General features: G+C 66.1%; 15 protein-coding genes. 11 read left to right on the top strand and 4 right to left on the bottom strand.

Features of this window, described 5'->3' with window-relative positions:
- The first annotated feature begins 51 nt into the window (after positions 1-51).
- Both phaZ and rsxB read left to right on the top strand, forming a co-directional pair.
- Positions 52-1914, top strand: coding sequence for a polyhydroxyalkanoate depolymerase (gene phaZ / locus AAV94_RS13570; RefSeq protein ID WP_084824941.1), 1863 nt, complete (start codon positions 52-54; stop codon positions 1912-1914).
- A 35-nt stretch (positions 1915-1949) separates the two neighbouring features.
- Positions 1950-2645, top strand: coding sequence for an electron transport complex subunit RsxB (gene rsxB, locus AAV94_RS13565; protein WP_046742756.1), 696 nt, complete (start codon positions 1950-1952; stop codon positions 2643-2645).
- A 195-nt stretch (positions 2646-2840) separates the two neighbouring features.
- Here the strand turns inward: rsxB and AAV94_RS13560 are convergent, their stop codons facing one another.
- The 3 genes from AAV94_RS13560 to ftsY all read right to left on the bottom strand — a co-directional run bounded on the left by AAV94_RS13560 (position 2841) and on the right by ftsY (position 5970).
- Entirely contained in the window at positions 2841-3371 is a 531-nt protein-coding gene (locus AAV94_RS13560) for a hypothetical protein (RefSeq protein ID WP_156454453.1), read from the bottom strand.
- A 212-nt stretch (positions 3372-3583) separates the two neighbouring features.
- Positions 3584-4633: a dihydroorotase gene (gene pyrC / locus AAV94_RS13555; RefSeq protein ID WP_046742754.1), complete on the bottom strand. Its 1050-nt coding sequence runs from the start codon at positions 4631-4633 to the stop codon at positions 3584-3586.
- Between the two features lie 50 nt (positions 4634-4683).
- The gene (ftsY, locus tag AAV94_RS13550; RefSeq protein WP_046742753.1) at positions 4684-5970 is read right to left on the bottom strand and encodes a signal recognition particle-docking protein FtsY; all 1287 of its coding nucleotides are present in this window, start codon (positions 5968-5970) and stop codon (positions 4684-4686) included.
- Between the two features lie 158 nt (positions 5971-6128).
- Between ftsY and AAV94_RS13545 the strand changes: the two genes are divergently transcribed.
- The 4 genes from AAV94_RS13545 to AAV94_RS13530 are packed head-to-tail and all read left to right on the top strand — an operon-like array spanning position 6129 to position 10628.
- Positions 6129-7598 (top strand): M16 family metallopeptidase, encoded by a 1470-nt coding sequence (locus AAV94_RS13545; RefSeq protein WP_046742752.1) that lies wholly within the window; start codon positions 6129-6131, stop codon positions 7596-7598.
- Positions 7595-8971: a M16 family metallopeptidase gene (locus AAV94_RS13540; protein ID WP_046742751.1), complete on the top strand. Its 1377-nt coding sequence runs from the start codon at positions 7595-7597 to the stop codon at positions 8969-8971. Before AAV94_RS13545 ends, AAV94_RS13540 begins: the two co-directional genes overlap by 4 nt.
- Complete coding sequence (rsmD, locus tag AAV94_RS13535) at positions 8968-9612, top strand: 16S rRNA (guanine(966)-N(2))-methyltransferase RsmD (protein WP_084824940.1); 645 nt, start codon at positions 8968-8970, stop codon at positions 9610-9612. Before AAV94_RS13540 ends, rsmD begins: the two co-directional genes overlap by 4 nt.
- Positions 9613-9614: 2 nt before the next feature.
- Positions 9615-10628, top strand: a complete 1014-nt coding sequence (locus AAV94_RS13530) for an asparaginase (RefSeq protein ID WP_052755066.1) — start codon at positions 9615-9617, stop codon at positions 10626-10628.
- A gap of 31 nt (positions 10629-10659) precedes the next feature.
- Here the strand turns inward: AAV94_RS13530 and AAV94_RS13525 are convergent, their stop codons facing one another.
- A complete protein-coding gene (locus AAV94_RS13525) occupies positions 10660-11907 on the bottom strand; it encodes a flavin-containing monooxygenase (RefSeq protein WP_046742749.1) in 1248 nt (415 codons plus the stop codon).
- A gap of 515 nt (positions 11908-12422) precedes the next feature.
- Here AAV94_RS13525 and AAV94_RS13515 point away from each other — a divergent pair.
- The 5 genes from AAV94_RS13515 (at position 12423) to AAV94_RS13495 (ending at position 16791) form a co-directional block, all read left to right on the top strand.
- Positions 12423-13550: an ABC transporter ATP-binding protein gene (locus AAV94_RS13515; RefSeq protein WP_231731436.1), complete on the top strand. Its 1128-nt coding sequence runs from the start codon at positions 12423-12425 to the stop codon at positions 13548-13550.
- Positions 13547-14548 carry an NAD(P)H-quinone oxidoreductase gene (locus AAV94_RS13510; protein WP_046742746.1) on the top strand — a complete coding sequence of 334 codons (1002 nt, stop codon included), beginning with the start codon at positions 13547-13549 and terminating at the stop codon, positions 14546-14548. The genes AAV94_RS13515 and AAV94_RS13510 overlap by 4 nt, the downstream gene beginning before the upstream one ends.
- Positions 14549-14721: 173 nt before the next feature.
- Positions 14722-15339 carry a glutathione S-transferase gene (locus AAV94_RS13505; protein ID WP_084824939.1) on the top strand — a complete coding sequence of 206 codons (618 nt, stop codon included), beginning with the start codon at positions 14722-14724 and terminating at the stop codon, positions 15337-15339.
- A 14-nt stretch (positions 15340-15353) separates the two neighbouring features.
- The gene (locus AAV94_RS13500) at positions 15354-15821 is read left to right on the top strand and encodes a type II 3-dehydroquinate dehydratase (protein WP_046742745.1); all 468 of its coding nucleotides are present in this window, start codon (positions 15354-15356) and stop codon (positions 15819-15821) included.
- A gap of 10 nt (positions 15822-15831) precedes the next feature.
- Positions 15832-16791, top strand: a complete 960-nt coding sequence (locus AAV94_RS13495; protein ID WP_046742744.1) for a 2-hydroxyacid dehydrogenase — start codon at positions 15832-15834, stop codon at positions 16789-16791.

The following is a 16791-nucleotide window of genomic DNA, read 5'->3' as shown; positions in this document are numbered from 1 at the left end:
CAACGGGCGGCTGTTATATTGTGCAACGCAACAAAACTTGGAGTCCTTGCCATGCTCTACCAGCTCTACGAAGTCCAGCGCGCCATCTCCGAGCCCTTTGCCGACTTTGCCAAGGCCACCTCGAAGCTGTTCTCCAACCCTTCACTTGCGTTCTCCCAGCTGCCGCTGTCACAGCGCATTGCCGCCACCTACGACCTGCTCTACCGCCTCGGCAAGGATTACGAAAAACCCGCGTTCGGCATTGAAACCGTGCCGGTCGATGGAGTCGAAGTGGCCATTCACGAGCGCATCGAAATGGACAAGCCGTTTTGCGAGCTGCGCCGCTTCAAGCGCTTTTCGGACAATCCACAAACGCTGCAGACCATGCTGGAGCAACCCGTTGTGCTGGTTGTCGCGCCGCTTTCCGGCCACTACGCCACGCTGTTGCGTGAAACCGTGCGCATGCTGCTTTCGGGCCACAAGGTGTACATCACGGACTGGAAGAATGCCCGCATGGTGCCTTTGAGTGAGGGCGACTTCCACCTGGACGACTACGTCAACTACGTGCAGGCGTTCATCCGCCACCTGCAGGCCAAGCATGGCAACGTCCATGTCATGAGCGTGTGCCAGCCCACCGTGCCGGTGCTGGCTGCCATTTCGCTGATGGCCTCGCGTGGGGAAACCACGCCACTGTCCATGGTCATGATGGGAGGCCCCATCGATGCGCGCCAGACGCCGACCACCGTCAACAATCTCGCCACCGAGCGCAGTTTTGAGTGGTTCGAGAACAACCTGATCTACCGCGTCCCCTACGGCTATCCGGGCGAGGGGCGGCGCGTTTATCCGGGTTTTCTGCAATACACGGGTTTCGTGGCCATGAACCCCAATCGCCACGCCAGCAGCCACTACGACTACTTCCGCAACCTCATCAAGGGCGATGAGGATGCCACCGAACACCACCGCAAGTTCTACGACGAGTACAACGCCGTACTCGACATGGACGCCAATTACTACCTGGAAACCATTGACACCGTGTTCCAGAAGTACCGACTCGTCGAGGGCACGTGGCAGGTGCGCAATCCCGAGGGAGCACTGGAGCTGGTGCGGCCGCAGGACATCCGGACCACCGCACTGATTACCGTCGAGGGTGAGCTCGACGACATTTCTGGGATCGGCCAGACCCGTGCAGCACACAGGCTGTGCACAGGCATTCCTGCGACGCACCGTGCGCATCTGGAAGTGCCCGGCGCCGGACACTACGGCATTTTCAGCGGCAGCCGCTGGCGCAAGATCGTCTATCCGGAATTGGCGGCATTTTTCCGCCGCTTCGAACCAGCCCGGCAGACGGACCCATCGGGCCAGCCCATCGCTCGCCCCGGCACGCAGGCGCACGTTGCCATGCATGGCGATGACCCCGCCCCATCCGCGACCGTGCAGCCCACGCCTTCCGAGCCGGCAACACCGACGGCAGCGGCGGCCAAGCCCTCTCGGACACCAGCCGCGAAGGCACCAGTTCGCCGCGCAGGCAGCACCAATGCCAAGCGGTCGCGCACATCGGCTGAGCCAAGCGGCACGACAGCAGCGGCCGCCGCTGACGCTCCAGCAGCGACGCCTGCGCATAACCCGCCCCGCACTGCCTCAGGCCGCGCCGCGGCTGCCGCGAAGCGCGCAGGCCGTGCGCCAGACAGTCAAGCTGCTGCGCCCGCAGCGCAGCCAGCAACGAAAAAGCCATCTTCTGCCCTCCAGCGTCCCGCTGCGGCCAAGAAAACACCGCCTCCAGGCCGCGCGCGCGCGACACGCGAGCCACTCAACGCCTTCGAAGCCGCTGCACGCTCTCGCCCGGGCACCACCCAGGCCGGAGCGCAATCACCGCAAGCGCCCGCCGCCACAGTGCCCGCCCCCAGCGGCAGCGCCGCAAACGACAGCAGCACATAAACTTCCCGTCCGCGCAATCAGAGTCCCATCTCCCAATGGCAGAGACAGTCCAGGCAGGCAGCACCTTGGCGCTCGCGCAGCGCATTGACGCGGCACTGCCGCAGACCCAGTGCACCCGCTGCGGCTATCCCGATTGCAGCGCCTATGCGCAGGCCATTGCCGAAGGCAGGGCGGGCATCAACCAGTGCCCGCCAGGCGGGGCCGAGGGCATTTCCCGGCTCGCCAAGATCACAGGCCTTGCCGCGCGACCACTTGATCCGGCACACGGTCAGGAGTTGCCACGCACGCTGGCCGTCATCGATGAAGACTGGTGCATCGGCTGCACGCTGTGCCTGAAAGCCTGTCCGGTCGATGCCATCGTTGGCGCCAACAAGACGATGCACACCGTCATCGAGCAGGACTGCACAGGCTGCGAGCTGTGCGTACCGGTTTGCCCGGTGGACTGCATCACACTCGAAAATGCCAGCGGCAGCCGCACCGGCTGGCAGGCCTGGAGCGACACCCAGGCGCAACGCGCGCGCCAGGCCTACGAGCGCCGCACGCGCAGGCTGGGCCAGGCCATTGGCGACGCCCCGGCTCCGCTTCACCAGCGGCGCACACCTGTACTGCGCCCCGCTGCGGACGGCACATCCGCCCCTGCACCGGCAACGCCCCACTCCGCCCAGCCTGAGCGCAGCAAACTGCTGGCCGAGATCATGGCCAAGGCACGCGCGCGGCGGCAGCAGGAATAACCCAAGGACGCGCCGCGGGCGAGGCAACCTGAAGGGCCGCCCAGACAAAACGCCCCTGCACCGGGCGTTGCCCACCGCATTTTTGCCTGGCTGCACGACGGGTGAAAAAGCGTTGCGCAGGCGCTGAGCACCATGCATCGGCACACGAGGCGTACCGCGCCATCGCGACCATGGCGCCTGCCGATACGCTCGTGCTCATTCCGGCCCCTGCAGGGGCACCTTCAGAAATTCGGCCAGCAGATTTCGCCTGTCCTTGAACTCACTTTCCCAGACTGCATCCTGCAGCAACGGCAACTGTTGCCCTCCATCGTAGACGAGCAGCAACTTGACTGAGATACGCCGGTTCGTCGCATACAGCACTTGCAACCTCTCGAGCGATGCATACCGTATCGTCTGCACGGGATGCCGGCGCAAAACACTGCGACGCTCAACCGTGATCGTTTGCTGCGCCACGTCGATTTTCACCCGTTGCCTGTAGACGTAGCGCCGCCCGCTCACAAGCATGAATAGCATCGCTGCAGTCAGAAACAACGCCATACCCGCCCAGTTCCTGTCGTCCCATGGCAACAGCGCGCCACTCAGGATGCCCAGGAAAGGCACTGCGATCGGGAACACGCCGAATAGGTACAAGGCCGGGTACCACATTAAGCGACTACTGATTTCGCATACATTGCCGTGCAGATGGAGGCGAAAACGCTCGTCCTTGAACCGTCTCAATGGATTCATGCCGTTTTACACCCCAAGAACGATTGCACCAGGATTTCAATACCACACGCTTGCAAAATCGCATTTGCAACACACACCGTGGCGAGAAGCCACGCCTGGCGCACCATCACTGCGCCAGCTGCTTGCTCTTTGACCGTCGCCGCGGTTTCATGCCAGTTTTCTGGTTTCAAAATTGCGCATAGAACGCTTGGGATCGGAAAAGCTGGGGCCGTTCACGACTGGTGCGCAATCTGCCAAGCCATGCTTTCGCCGGCACGCAGGGGCTTGAGCTCTGTCTGTCCGTAGGGGTAGGACTGTGGCATCTGCCAGGGCTTTTTCTCCAGCGTGATGGTGGCCGTACTGCGCGGCAGGCCATAGAAGTCAGCACCGTGGAAGGCTGCGAACGCTTCCAGCCGATCGAGCGCTTCGGCCTGTTCGAACGCTTCCGCATACAGCTCGATGGCCGCCGCAGCCGTGTAACAGCCGGCGCATCCCACCGCGGCCTCCTTCAGGGGCGCGGCATGCGGCGCACTGTCGGTGCCCAGGAAGAAGCGCGGGTTGCCCGACGCTGCCGCCTGCAGCAGCGCCTGGCGGTGGATCTCGCGCTTGAGCACGGGCAGGCAGTAGTAGTGCGGCCGGATGCCGCCCAGAAACAGCGCATTGCGGTTGTAGAGCAGGTGGTGCGCGGTGATGGTGGCGGCCTGGTACTGGCCGGCATCGGCGACGTATTGCGCCGCTTCACGCGTGGTGATGTGCTCCATCACGATCTTGAGCTGCGGAAAGTCGCGCCGCAACGGGATCAGCTGCTGATCGATGAAAACCGCCTCACGGTCGAACAGATCGATGTTTGGATCGGTAACCTCGCCATGCACCAGCAGCACCATGCCAACGTCCTGCATGGCTTCCAGCACCGGATAGATGTTGCGCATGGCCGTCACGCCCGCATCGCTGTTGGTGGTGGCCCCCGCCGGATAGAGCTTGCAGGCCACAACACCCTCGGCATGGGCTGCGCGGATCGTCGCGGCCGTCATGCGGTCGGTCAGATACAGCGTCATCAAGGGTTCGAACGCAGCGTGCGGCGCTTGAGCGCGCAGCACGTCCAGAATGCGCTGGCGATAGGCCCGCGCCTGCCCGACATCCGTCACCGGCGGGCGCAGATTGGGCATGACGATGGCGCGGGCAAACTGTGCCGCCGCGTGCGCCACCGTGGTTCGGAGGGCGTCGCCGTCGCGCAGGTGCAGATGCCAGTCGTCGGGGCGGGTAATGGTCAGTGTCTTGGTCATTCGTGGTGTTGAGTCGGAATGGTTTGGCTGATGCTCGGGCTACCGCGGCATCAGCCCAGCAACGCCTGCGCAAATTCGCGCGCGTTGAAGGTCTGCAGGTCTTCGAGTTTCTCGCCAACGCCGATGAAGTAGACGGGCACGGGCCGCTCCTGCGCAATGGCGGCCAGCACGCCACCCTTGGCGGTACCGTCCAACTTTGTAACGATCAGACCGGTAAGTTGCAGCGCGTCGTCAAAGGCCTTGACCTGCGCCAGCGCATTCTGGCCGGTGTTGCCGTCGATGACCAGCAGCACCTCATGCGGTGCACCGGCATCGGCCTTGCCAATCACGCGCTTGATCTTCTTGAGCTCCTCCATCAGATGCAGCTGCGTCGGCAACCGCCCGGCGGTATCGACCAGCACCACGTCCTTGCCGCGCGCCCTGCCCGCGCTGACGGCGTCAAAGCTCACGGCGGCGGGATCGCCCCCTTCCTGTCCGACGATCTCCACCGTGTTGCGCGTGGCCCAAACGCCCAGCTGCTCGCGCGCAGCCGCGCGGAAGGTATCGGCTGCGGCCAGCAGCACCTGGGCCTCGGCTTCGGCCAGATGGCGCGTGAGCTTGCCGATCGAGGTGGTCTTGCCCGCGCCATTGACCCCCGCCACCATGATGACCGTGGGCACGTGCTCGCCGATGACCAGCGTTTTCTCCAGCGGCTGCAGCAGATCGGCAATCGCATCGATCAGCAGGCCCTTGACCTGGGCGGGGTCGGTCACCTTGGCGGCCTTGACGCGCGCGCGCAGATCATCGAGCAGAAAGGTCGTGGCCTTCACGCCCGCATCGGCCATCAGCAGGGCCGCTTCCAGCTCCTCGTAGAGTTCGTCGTCGATGCGGGTGCCGGTGAACACCGTGGTCAGGGTGCTGCCCGTCTTGCGCAGGCCCGCCTTGAGCTTTTCGACCCAGCTTTTGCGCTCAGCCGCCGCCGTCTGGGCGGAGGTCTGGCTGTCGGCCTCCGGCACCACCGGCACCGCAGGCGTAGCCGCATGCTCCTGCGGTGCAGGCTCTGCGGATACTACGGGCGCTGCCACATGCTCGGCTTCGTGCGTGGCCGGGGGCGGCTCCTGCGCAGCCGCATGCTCTGCAGGCGCGGGCGTCTCGACCTCGCCCGCACCGAACGACTTGCGCAGCCAACCCATCACCCCCGTGCGGGGCGGTTCGGCGGCATCCGGCTGGGGAGCCTGCGGCGCAGCCGATGCGGCATCGGCAGGCGCCTGCTGCGCGGCATCGCCACCGTCAGGAAGCGGCGCCGGCGAAGGGGCAGGAGGGTTGGGCGCGGATTTTTTCTTGAGAAAACTGAACATAATGGTTGGATGACCGTCTGATGCGGTAGTGCTTGGCGGCCTGTGTGCAGGCGATGCGTCGCCGCACGCACCAAGCAAGTGTAGGGCTGTTGATCGGCAGGCGGCTTGCGAGCCGTCGCCGGCCACGCCACCTCCCGCAACTACCTCTGATCGATTGTATGAAGCGATTGTCAACGATTTGCACCTGGCTGCTGGCGTGCCTGCTGGCAGCGTGCGCCACACCCGGTGGCGCAGCAAAAGACGCCACCGTCACGCCGGATCCTGCAGTGGAAATCCTGCAGGAGAGCGACACGCTCGCACACTATCGCCTGGCCAATGGCCTGGAAGTCATTGTCAAGCCGGACCGGCGCGCTCCCACGGCCATCCACATGCTCTGGGTACGCGTGGGCTCCATCGACGAGAACGATGGCACCACGGGCATCGCGCATGTGCTGGAGCACATGATGTTCAAGGGCAGCGAAAAGCTCGCAGCGGGCGAATTCTCCCGCCGGGTGGCGGAACTGGGCGGGCGCGACAACGCGTTCACCAACCGGGACTACACCGGCTACTTCCAGCAGGTGCCTTCTGCCCAGCTGGGTGCGGTCATGGCGCTGGAGGCCGACCGGCTCGCCACCAATCAGTGGCCCGATGAGGAGTTCACCCGCGAGCTGGAGGTCATCAAGGAGGAGCGCCGCATGCGCACCGATGACCAGCCACGCGCCAAGCTGTTTGAGCAGCTGATGGCCACTGCGTATCTGGCCTCGCCCGAGCGACGCCCGGTCATCGGCTGGATGGACGACATCGCCGCTATCACCGCCGATGAGGTGCGCGCCTTTCACCGCCAGTGGTACGTGCCAGGCAACGCCGCAGTAGTGGTCGTGGGCAATGTCGAGCCCCGCCAGGTGCTGGCGCTGGCGCAACGCCACTACGGTGCCATCCCTGCTGGAGCGATTCCAGCGCGCAAGATTTCGCGCGAGCCCCTGCAGCAGGGGCCGCGCCATCTGGTTCTGCGTGACCGCGCGGAACAGGCGGTGCTGCTGATGGCTTACAAGGTGCCGGCACTTACCAATATCACCAACCCCAGCAGCAGCGACCGCGAGGCACTGGCACTGATGGCACTGGATGGCGTACTCAGTGGTTACGACGGCGCGCGGCTTGAACGCAGCCTCACGCGCGGCATCCCGCGCCTTGCCGACAGCGCCGGCAGCAGTGCCACGCTCAGCGGGCGCAGCGGCAACGGCCTGTTCCTGCTCAGCGCCATCCCCGCCGCAGGTCGCAGTACGGCAGAGGTCCAGCAGGCGCTGCAACAGGCGATACAGGATGTGGCCACGCACGGCATCAGCCAGCAGGAGCTGCGCCGCGTCATCACGCAATGGTCGGCCGCCACCATCTATGGGCAGGATTCCATGTACGCACAGGCCAGCGAACTGGGCAGCAACTGGATTCTCGGCTGGCCGCTCGACGCCACCGAACGCACCCTCGCCCTGCTGCGCGAAGTCACGCCGGCGCAGGTGCAGGCGGTCGCGCGCAAGTACTTCGGCGGCAGCGCCCTGACCATCGCCGAACTGCAGCCCGATTCTGGGGCCGCCCCCACCTCAGGCCAGTCCGTTCCCGCCACATCCATGGACATTCAAGGAGCCACGCAATGATCGCGTCACGCTCACCCTTCACCCTTGCATTCAAGGCCTGTCGATACCTGGCCTGCACCTGCCTGCTCGCAGGCACCAGTCTGGGCGCCCTGGCTGCAGACAAGCTGCTGCCCATTGAACACTGGCAACAGCCCAGCGGCGCACAGGTCTGGTTGGTCACCAGCCCCAGCCTGCCCATGGTCGACGTGCAGATCGATTTCGACGGCGGCTCCCGCCGCGACCCGGCCCCGCAGGCTGGTCTGGCGGCAGCCACCGCGGCGATGCTCGGCAAGGGCATTGCCGCAGGCGGGGGCCATCCGGCGCTCGATGAAGAGGCCCTGGAGCAGGCCTGGGCCGATCTCGGGGCTTCGCTGTCGGCAGCCGCTGGCAACGACCGCTTCACCCTGCGCCTGCGCAGCCTGACGCAACAGCCCGTGCTGCAGCAGGCGACAAAACTGGCCGCGCGCCAGATCGGCCAGCCCAGCTGGCCTGCGGCCATCTGGCAGCGCGAGCGCCAGCGCTGGAGCGCCGCATTGCGCGAGGCGCAGACCCGCCCTGACGTGGTGGCTCGCCAGGCGTTCGAGCGCGCTGTCTACGGCGAGCACCCTTACGGCCAGCAGACCACCCCTGAGACGCTGGCGCGCATCGACGTGACAGACATGCAGGCCTTCTATGCCCGGCACGTCCTGCCCTGCCGTGCCAAGGTCTCGGTCGTCGGTGCGGTGGACCGTGCGCAGGCCGATGCGCTGGTGCGCACGCTGCTGGCAGGTCTTCCTCAACAGACAGGCTGCGCGCCTTTGCCAGAAATCCCCGAGGTCACGCCTCTTGCGCAGGCGCGCACTGAGCGCATCTCGTTCGATGCCGAGCAGGCACAGATTCTCATTGGCCAACCCGGCATCCGCCGCAACGATCCGGACTTTCTGACCTATCTGGTGGCCAATCACATTCTCGGCGGCAGCGGCTTTGGCTCACGGCTGATGGAGCAGGTGCGCGAGGAGCGCGGTCTGGTCTATGGCATTTACAGCAGCTTCAACCCCGGCAACCATGCTGGCGCCATCACCATTGCACTGCAGACTCGCGCCGATCAGGCCGAGGCGGCCACACAGCTGGTCAATCAGGTCGTGCGCGCGTTCGTTGCCGACGGGCCAACTGATCGGGAACTGCAAGATGCCAAGGCCAACCTGATCGGCGGATTTGCACTGCGTATCGACAGCAATGAGAAGCTGCTGGGCAACGTTGCCAACATCGCCTGGAACGATTTGCCGCTCGATTATCTGGAGCACTGGACCGACCGTGTCGCCGCCATCACCGTTGGCGATGTCCGCCGCGTCGTGCAACGCGTGCTGCAGCCAGAGCGCATGGTCACCGTCATCGTCGGAGGCAGCAAGCCTTGAGCACACCCCGCGATTTATCCGGTGCGGCGGTGCGCCCCCGGACCTCCCTTGCCGTGCAGCAAGGCACGGGCAAGGTGCGCATCATCGGCGGCCAGTGGCGACGCAGCCTGCTGCCGGTTGCGACCAAGCCCGGCCTGCGCCCCACACCAGATCGCGTACGCGAAACGCTGTTCAACTGGCTGGGGCAGGATCTCACGGGACTGTCCTGCATCGACGCCTTTGCCGGCAGCGGCGCGCTGGGGTTCGAGGCCGCCTCGCGCCACGCCGCGCATGTGCTGCTGGTTGAGCAGGATGCGAAGGTCGCAGCGCAGCTACAGGCCAATGCCCAGCGCCTGCGGGCCCAGAATCTGCTCGTACAGCGTGGCGACGGCCTGCGGGCGCTCGCACAGCGGCCTGCAGCTGCCGCGGGCGGGTGGGACGTTGCCTTCATCGACCCCCCCTACGCATCGGCGCTGGAGACGCAGGCGCTCGCAGCCATCCGCACGACACTGGCGCCGCACGGTCAGGTGTATCTGGAGAGCAGCCGCGAATGGACGGCGCCGCAACTCGCAAGCCTGGGGTGGCGACGCCTGCGCTACCTGCGCGCAGGCAGTGTGCACGCCCACCTGCTGGACCTGCGCGACAGCGTCACTGGAACCTGACCATGATGACAGCCAAGCAGGGCGCTACGCCCATCCTGCGCATCCTGGCCACCGGCGGCACCATTGCTGGCCAGCGTGATGCCACCGCCAGCGGTGGCTACCATGCCGCCCGACGCGATGTCACGCAACTGCTGGAGGCCGTGCCGCAGCTGCACGGCCTGCCTGCCCGGATCCAGGCGCAACAGCTGCTGCAGAAAGACAGCAAGGACATGGATCCGCAGGACTGGCTGGCCATCGCCACCGCCACCTGGCAGGCGCTGCAGGACCCACAGGTCACCGCTGTCGTCATCACCCACGGCACCGATACGCTGGAGGAGACGGCCTGGTTTCTGCACCGCGTATTGCCCGCGCAGCACAAGCCCGTGGTGCTGGTCAGCGCAATGCGCCCGGCCGATGCGCCCGATGCCGATGGCCCTCGCAACCTGTACGACGGCTGCGTGGCAGCACTGGACGGGCGGTTTTGTGGAGTCGTGGCCGTCGCTGCGGGCGAGGTGCATGCTGCGCAGTACGTCCAGAAAGTGCACCCTTGGGCACTGCGCGCCTTCTCCAGCGGCGTCGTCGGGCCGCTCGGCCAGATTCAGGGCGGCGCCGTGACGCTGCACACGGCAGGCCCGGAGCACGATGCCGCAATGCCAGCCGGGGGCCATGCCTGGCTGCTGCAGTGCGCAGCAGAGCGCTTGCCAGCCCCACCGGTGGTGGGCTGGCTGACCAGCCACGCCGGCTTCGATGCGCGATGGCTGCAGGCGCTGGCAGGCGCTGGGTTGGATGGCCTGCTGGTAGCCACCACCGGCAACGGGACGCTGCACCATAACCTGGAGATCGCGCTGCAGCAGCTTGCACGGCAAACGGGCCTGGCCATCGCGCTGACCAGCCGCTGCGCCTTTGGCCCCATCAACGCCGCAGCCCGCGCGCGTTGGACCACCCTGGCGCTGCCGGCGGCCAAGGCGCGGCTGGAATGGCAGCTGCAGCTGTGGCAGCGCAGCTGGCAGGCGCAACAGGCGGGCAAAGCCCAGTGACAGCGGCGCCGGCGCTGCGCCGCGCGCGCCATTACGCCTTGCGATAGGCCAGATAGTTGCGCTGGATGGCGATGTGGTCCGCGATGAACTTGGCATCGCGCCATGCGCCCCAGATGAAGGACGACGAGCGGTTGGTCAGATTGGGCAGGCCCACGAAGTAAATGCCCACTTCCGAGGAGATGCCGCGCTTGTGCAGCGGCGCGCCAGTTTCGTCAAAGGCGTTGACCTGCAGCCAGCTGAAGTCGAACTGAAAGCCCGTGGCCCACACGATGTTGGTGATGCCGGCAGCAGCCAGATCCAGGCTCAGCACAGGATGTTTGAGGCATTCGGGATCGGGCAGCAGCTCCCACGCTTCGGGCTCCGGCGGCAAATCCATGCCGGTGCGCTCCACGTAGGCGTCGGCTTCGCGCAGCACCTCGAAGTAATCCGCATCGCCCTGGGCAATGTTGCGCACCAGGTCGTCGGCGAAATGCACGGTGCCGTTCTCGAAGCTCTTGGTCACGCCCACCAGGGTGATGCCGTCGTGCGCGAGCCGGCGAAAGTCCACCGTGCGACCACCGTCATAGCCGCTGACGGCGAACGCGACGTGCTTCTTCTTCTGCTTGCCGACCTCGTCCCACATGCCCAGCGGGCCCAGCCACCAGCAGTAGTCGCGCTGGCGGTAGGAGCGCGGCGGACGGTAGTGCTCGCCGATGGACAGATACACCTTGCGTCCGGCCTTGTTGAGCTCCTCGGCAATCTGCGCACCCGATGCACCACCCCCGACCACCAACACCCCGCCCGGCAGCAACTGCGACGGATTCTTGTAGGCCGACGAATGCAGCTGCTTGATGCCTGCAGACTGCGGCACGATGTCCGGAAAGCTCGGCTTCTGGAACGGCCCCGTCGCGGCCACCACGTGGTTGGCCTCAATGGTGCCTTCCGAGGTCTTGATCGTGAAACCAGGCCGTCCCTTGTTGGCCCGGACCCATTCCACATTCACGCCGGTGCGGATCGGCGCCTGGATCATGCGCGCATAGTCCTCGAAGTATTTGGCCATGCGTTCCTTGGGCGGAAACACATCCGGGTCGACATCGTCGAACTGCATGTTGGGGAAACGATCATGCCAGGCCGGCCCATTGGCCACCAGCGAATCCCAGCGCTCTGAACGCCAGCGCTCGGCAATGCGGCTGCGCTCAAGCACCACGTGCTCGATGCCCTGGTCGCGCAGGTGCTCGCTCATCGCAACGCCTGCCTGGCCGGCACCGACGACCACCGTATCGAAATGTTCGACTGCCATTTTTTTCCTTCATCAAGTATCAAGAGTACGGCGCGCACTGCGCACGCCCGGCCGCTTGGGCTTCACACGGGCTGACGCCGCGCATCTGCGCTCAGGCACGCGCGCCGGCCTCGCAGGGCATGGGCGCGGCGCTTGTGCCCGATCGCTTCGCCGGCAAGTGTGCGCAAACGGCCACCGCTTGAGAACTTGGATTTTTGGACGCGGCGCCTCGGAAAAAGCAAAGCCCGCCCACGGCCGTTGGAACGCAGCGGTGCCGCACGGCGTGGTCGCTGCCGCTTTCGTTTTTCCGAACATGGTCATCAGGAACGACAAAGCGCCAAGCCAACCTTTTGCGCAGCGCATCTGGCACACTTTTTCGCCAGGAGGTGTTGACCACCTTTTCCCGCTTTTGCCGCGCCGCGCAGATCGCGCGCCCGCGCCCTTTGCCTTCGTTCCCGCTGCGGCGCGCACGGCATGCCGTATGCGCCGCCAGGACCTAACCGAACCAGCACACCATGCGCTCCAGTGATAGCCCCATGTCCGCAGAGGACCCACACGGCGCCGACATCGCCGTCAGTCTCGAAGGCGTGGTCAAGAAATACCGTGACCAGACCGTTCTGCACGCGCTGACGCTCAAGATCGCGCGTGGCGAGTTCCTGACCCTGCTCGGCCCATCGGGCTGCGGCAAGACCACCCTGCTCAACCTGATCGCCGGCTTTGCCGAGGCCGACAACGGCGAGATCTTCATCGACGGGCAACTGGTGACCAATTTGCCGGCCCACCAGCGCCACATCGGCATCGTGTTCCAGAACTACGCGCTGTTCCCGCACATGAACGTCGAGCGCAACATCGGCTACGGCCTGAAGATGCGGGGCGTGCCGGCACAGGAAATCGCCGAGCGCGTGGCAGATGTGATGCGGCTGGTCAAACTCGATGGACTGGGCCAGCGCAAGCCCAAGGAGCTCTCGGGCGGCCAGCAGCAACGTGTGGCGCTGGCACGCGCACTGGTCATCCGCCCCAAGGTGCTGCTGCTTGACGAGCCTTTCTCCGCTCTGGACAAGAGCCTGCGCGGTGCCATGCAGGTGGAGATCCGCGATATCCAGCGCCAGCTGGGCGTCACCACCGTTTTCGTCACGCACGACCAGGGCGAGGCGCTGAGCATGTCCGATCGCATCGCCGTCATGTCGGCAGGCAGAATCCGCCAGATCGCCACGCCGGATGCGCTCTACCGCAGTCCGCAGGATCCGTTCGTGGCCTCGTTCCTCGGCGACGTCAACATCCTGCCGGCGCAATACCACGGCGAGCAGGGCGGCATGATCCAGCTGCGTCTGGGCAGCGGCCTGATCAGCGTCAATCGCACGCGCCTGGTCGGCCAGCAGCATGACGGCGGCCGGCTGGATGTCTACATCCGCCCCGAGCAAATCCAGCTTGAGCCGCTGCACGCGCAGTCGGTGCTCAGCGGCACCGTCGTCAACCACGTCTTCCAGGGCGATCACATCAACACCTACGTCGACGTGGACATCCCGGTGGAGGGCCGCCAGCGCGTGATGGTGCGCAGCCCCGGCCTGCAGGCCATGCAGCAGTGGCCCGTCAGCGCCGTCGTCGGCCTGGCCCTGCCCGATGACGGTATCAGCATCTTCCAGCCGGAGGCCAGACACGCATGAGCACCATCCCCTCCTCGATGCAGGCGATCATCGCCCGCGAACCGGGCGACGCCAGCGTGCTGACGCTGGTCGAGCGTCCCGTGCCGACGCCAGGGCCCGGGCAAGTCCTGCTGCAGGTTCATGCCGCCGGCGTCAATCGGCCCGACATCATGCAGCGTGAAGGCAAGGCCACGCCCCCTGCCGGCGTGACCGACATCCTGGGCCTCGAAGCATGCGGTGTCGTCGCAGCCTGTGGCCCCGGCGTGGCGTCGTGCTGGCTCGGCCAGCGCCTGATGGCGCTGCTGCCGGGCGGCGGCTACGCGCAATGGGCGGTTGCCGACCTGGACCACTGCCTGCCCTGCCCTCCCGGCCTTGGCGTCGAAGCCGCCGCGGCGCTGCCCGAAGGCCTGTTCACGGTCTGGCACAACCTATTCGAGCTGGGCCGGCTGCGCATGGGCGAGACGGTGCTGATTCACGGCGGCGGCGGTGGCATCGGCACCCTGGCCATCCGCATGGCGCATGCCGCGGGCGCAACAGTCATCACCACGGACGGGCACGCGGCGCGCGCTGCGGCCCTGCAGGCGCTGGGCGCAGCGCAGGTGATCGACTACACCAGCGCCGACTTCACCGCGGCATGCCTGGCCTTCACTCAGGGCCGCGGCGTGGACGTGGTGCTGGACATCGTCGGCGGTGACTACGTGGCACGCAACCTCGAGGCGCTGGCATTCGGCGGGCGTCATGTCAGCCTGTCCTTCATGCGCGGCGCGACCGTGGCACTGGATCTGCTGACGTTGATGCAGAAACAGCTCAGCCTGCACTCGTCGACCATGCGCCCGCAGACCCACGCCGAAAAGACCCGCATGGCGCGCGCGCTGCGCCAGCACGTTCTGCCGCTGGTTGCCGATGGCCGCGTCGGCCCGACGCTGCATGCCACGCTGCCTCTGCACGAGGCCACCAAGGCGCACACGCTGCTTGAAAGTGGCGCGGTGTTCGGCAAGCTCGTGCTGCAAACCCAGTGACCGTGATGCAGGCAAAGCGGGCGTTGCAAACGCCCCCCTCCAAAGCGCCAGCAGAAAAATGGCATGGAAAGGCCTTCTGCGCCGTACTCTGCCAGCTACCAGGACGCTACGAGCACCACGGGTTCAGGACGTCAAGGCCAGTGCAACCGCCTCACCGAAATTGTTGACCCATCATGCTGAAACTGCTCTACGCCCCTACCTCCCCTTTTGTCCGCAAGGTCATGGTCTGCGCCCAGCTGTGCGGGCTGCGCGACCAGATCGAACTGCTCGACAGCGCGGCCAACCCCTTGCGGCGCGATGCACGCATTGCAGCCCACAATCCCATGGCCAAGGTCCCCACGCTGATCCTGCCCGACGGGCAGAGCCTCTATGACAGCCGGGTCATCTGCGAATACCTGGCCAGCACGCAATCGCCTGCGACCTTGTTTCCCAGCGGGCCGCAGCGCTGGCACGCACTGACGCTGCAGGCGCTGGGTGATGGCCTGCTGGACGCCGCCCTGCTGGCCCGCTATGAGACGGTTGCCCGCCCGCCCGCGCTGCAGTTCCCCGCGTGGCGGCAGGCCCAGCTGGGCAAGGTCCAGGCTTGTGTGGCGACCATCGATGCCCAGGCCGCCACGCTTGCCGTGCAGGCGCCAAGCATTGGCGAAGTCGCCATCGGCTGCGCGCTGGGCTACCTCGACTTCCGCTTCCCCGAGCTGGACTGGCGCGCAGCACACCCTGAAGCGGCGGCGTGGTTTGCGCGCTTTGCCGCGCTGCCGGCCATGCAGGCCACCATTCCTCACGAAGCCTGAATCCCTTGTCTGTGATGCCCACTACATCTGTCTCCACCGCGCCCACCGTCTGGTTTCTCAACGGCCCCAATGCCAACCTGTATGGACTGGATGCCAACCAGACCTACGGCAGCGACAGCTTTCCCGTCCTGCAGCAGCGCTGCGAGGCCAGGGCTGCGCAGCTGCAGCTGCAGCTGCGGTTCGTGCAATCGAACCATGAAGGGCAGCTGGTCGACTGGATCCAGCAGGCGCGCGGCACCAGTGCCGGCATCATCATCAACGCAGCGGGGCTGACCTACAGCTCGGTGCCGATCCTCGATGCGCTGCTGGCCTATCCGGGGCGCATTCTCGAAGTGCACATGAGCAACATCTGGCGGCGCGAGGCGTTTCGCCACCACTCGTACATCTCCAAGGCCGCCGACGGCGTGATCGCAGGCCTGGGTGCCGATGGCTATGAAATGGCACTGGAGGCGATGGCCCGCCTGATCGCCCGTGCACACTGACGCTGACGCCATGACACCCTCGACCGCAACACCCCCTTCCGGCGCGCTGGTCTTCTTCAGCGCGTGCGACGATTTCTCCGTCTGGAAGCGCGCGCTGCAGGCGCAGCTGCCACAACTGCAGATCCTGCACCCCGATGAAGTGCATGACCCCCGCGCCATCCACTACGCGCTGGTCTGGAAGCCCCCTGCGGGCTTCTTCGCGCAGATGTCCAACCTGCGGCTGATCATCAATCTCGGCGCCGGCGTCGATTCGCTGGTGGGCCGCAGCGATCTACCCAGCGGCGTTCCCATCACCCGCATCGTCGATCCGAAAATGTCGCAGATGATGGCCGGCTACGTGCTTTTTGCCGTGCTGCGCCATGCCCGCGACATCCCCTACTTCGAGCAGGCGCAGCGCCAACGCACCTGGGCCTACCGCCACCCGCGCGCACCGGCCGAGATCCGGGTGGGTGTGCTGGGGCTGGGGGCACTGGGCGCGCATGCCGCAGCGGAGCTGCAGCGCCAGGGCTTCGAGGTCCACGGCTGGTCACGCAGCCCACGCACCATCGCCGGGGTGCACTGCCACAGCGGCATGGAGACGCTGGAGGACGTGCTGCGGCTTGCGGACATCCTGGTGGTCATGCTGCCACTGACGGCGCAGACCCACCGCCTGCTCGATCGCCGACGCCTGCAACTGCTGCCCCAAGGTGCGGCCGTCGTCAACGTCGCCAGGGGCGCACTCATCGACCAGACCGCCATGACCGAGCTGCTGCAGCAGGGCCACCTGGGCAGCGCAACGCTGGATGTGTTCGAGCACGAACCCCTGCCTGCCGACGACCCGCTATGGCGCATGGAGAACGTGCTGATCACGCCGCACCTGGCGTCCGTGGCGATTCCCGCTTCGGCCGCCGAGCAGATTGCCCAGAACATCCTGCGCGTCAGCCAGGGCCAGCCTCCCCATCACCAGGTCGAGGCCGCACGCGGCTACTGA

The sequence above is a fragment of the Lampropedia cohaerens genome (assembly GCF_001005215.1).
In the GTDB taxonomy this organism is placed as follows: domain Bacteria; phylum Pseudomonadota; class Gammaproteobacteria; order Burkholderiales; family Burkholderiaceae_C; genus Lampropedia; species Lampropedia cohaerens.
The sequence above is the reverse complement of the archived record's forward strand: the minus strand, read 5'-3'. Positions and strand labels throughout refer to the sequence as shown.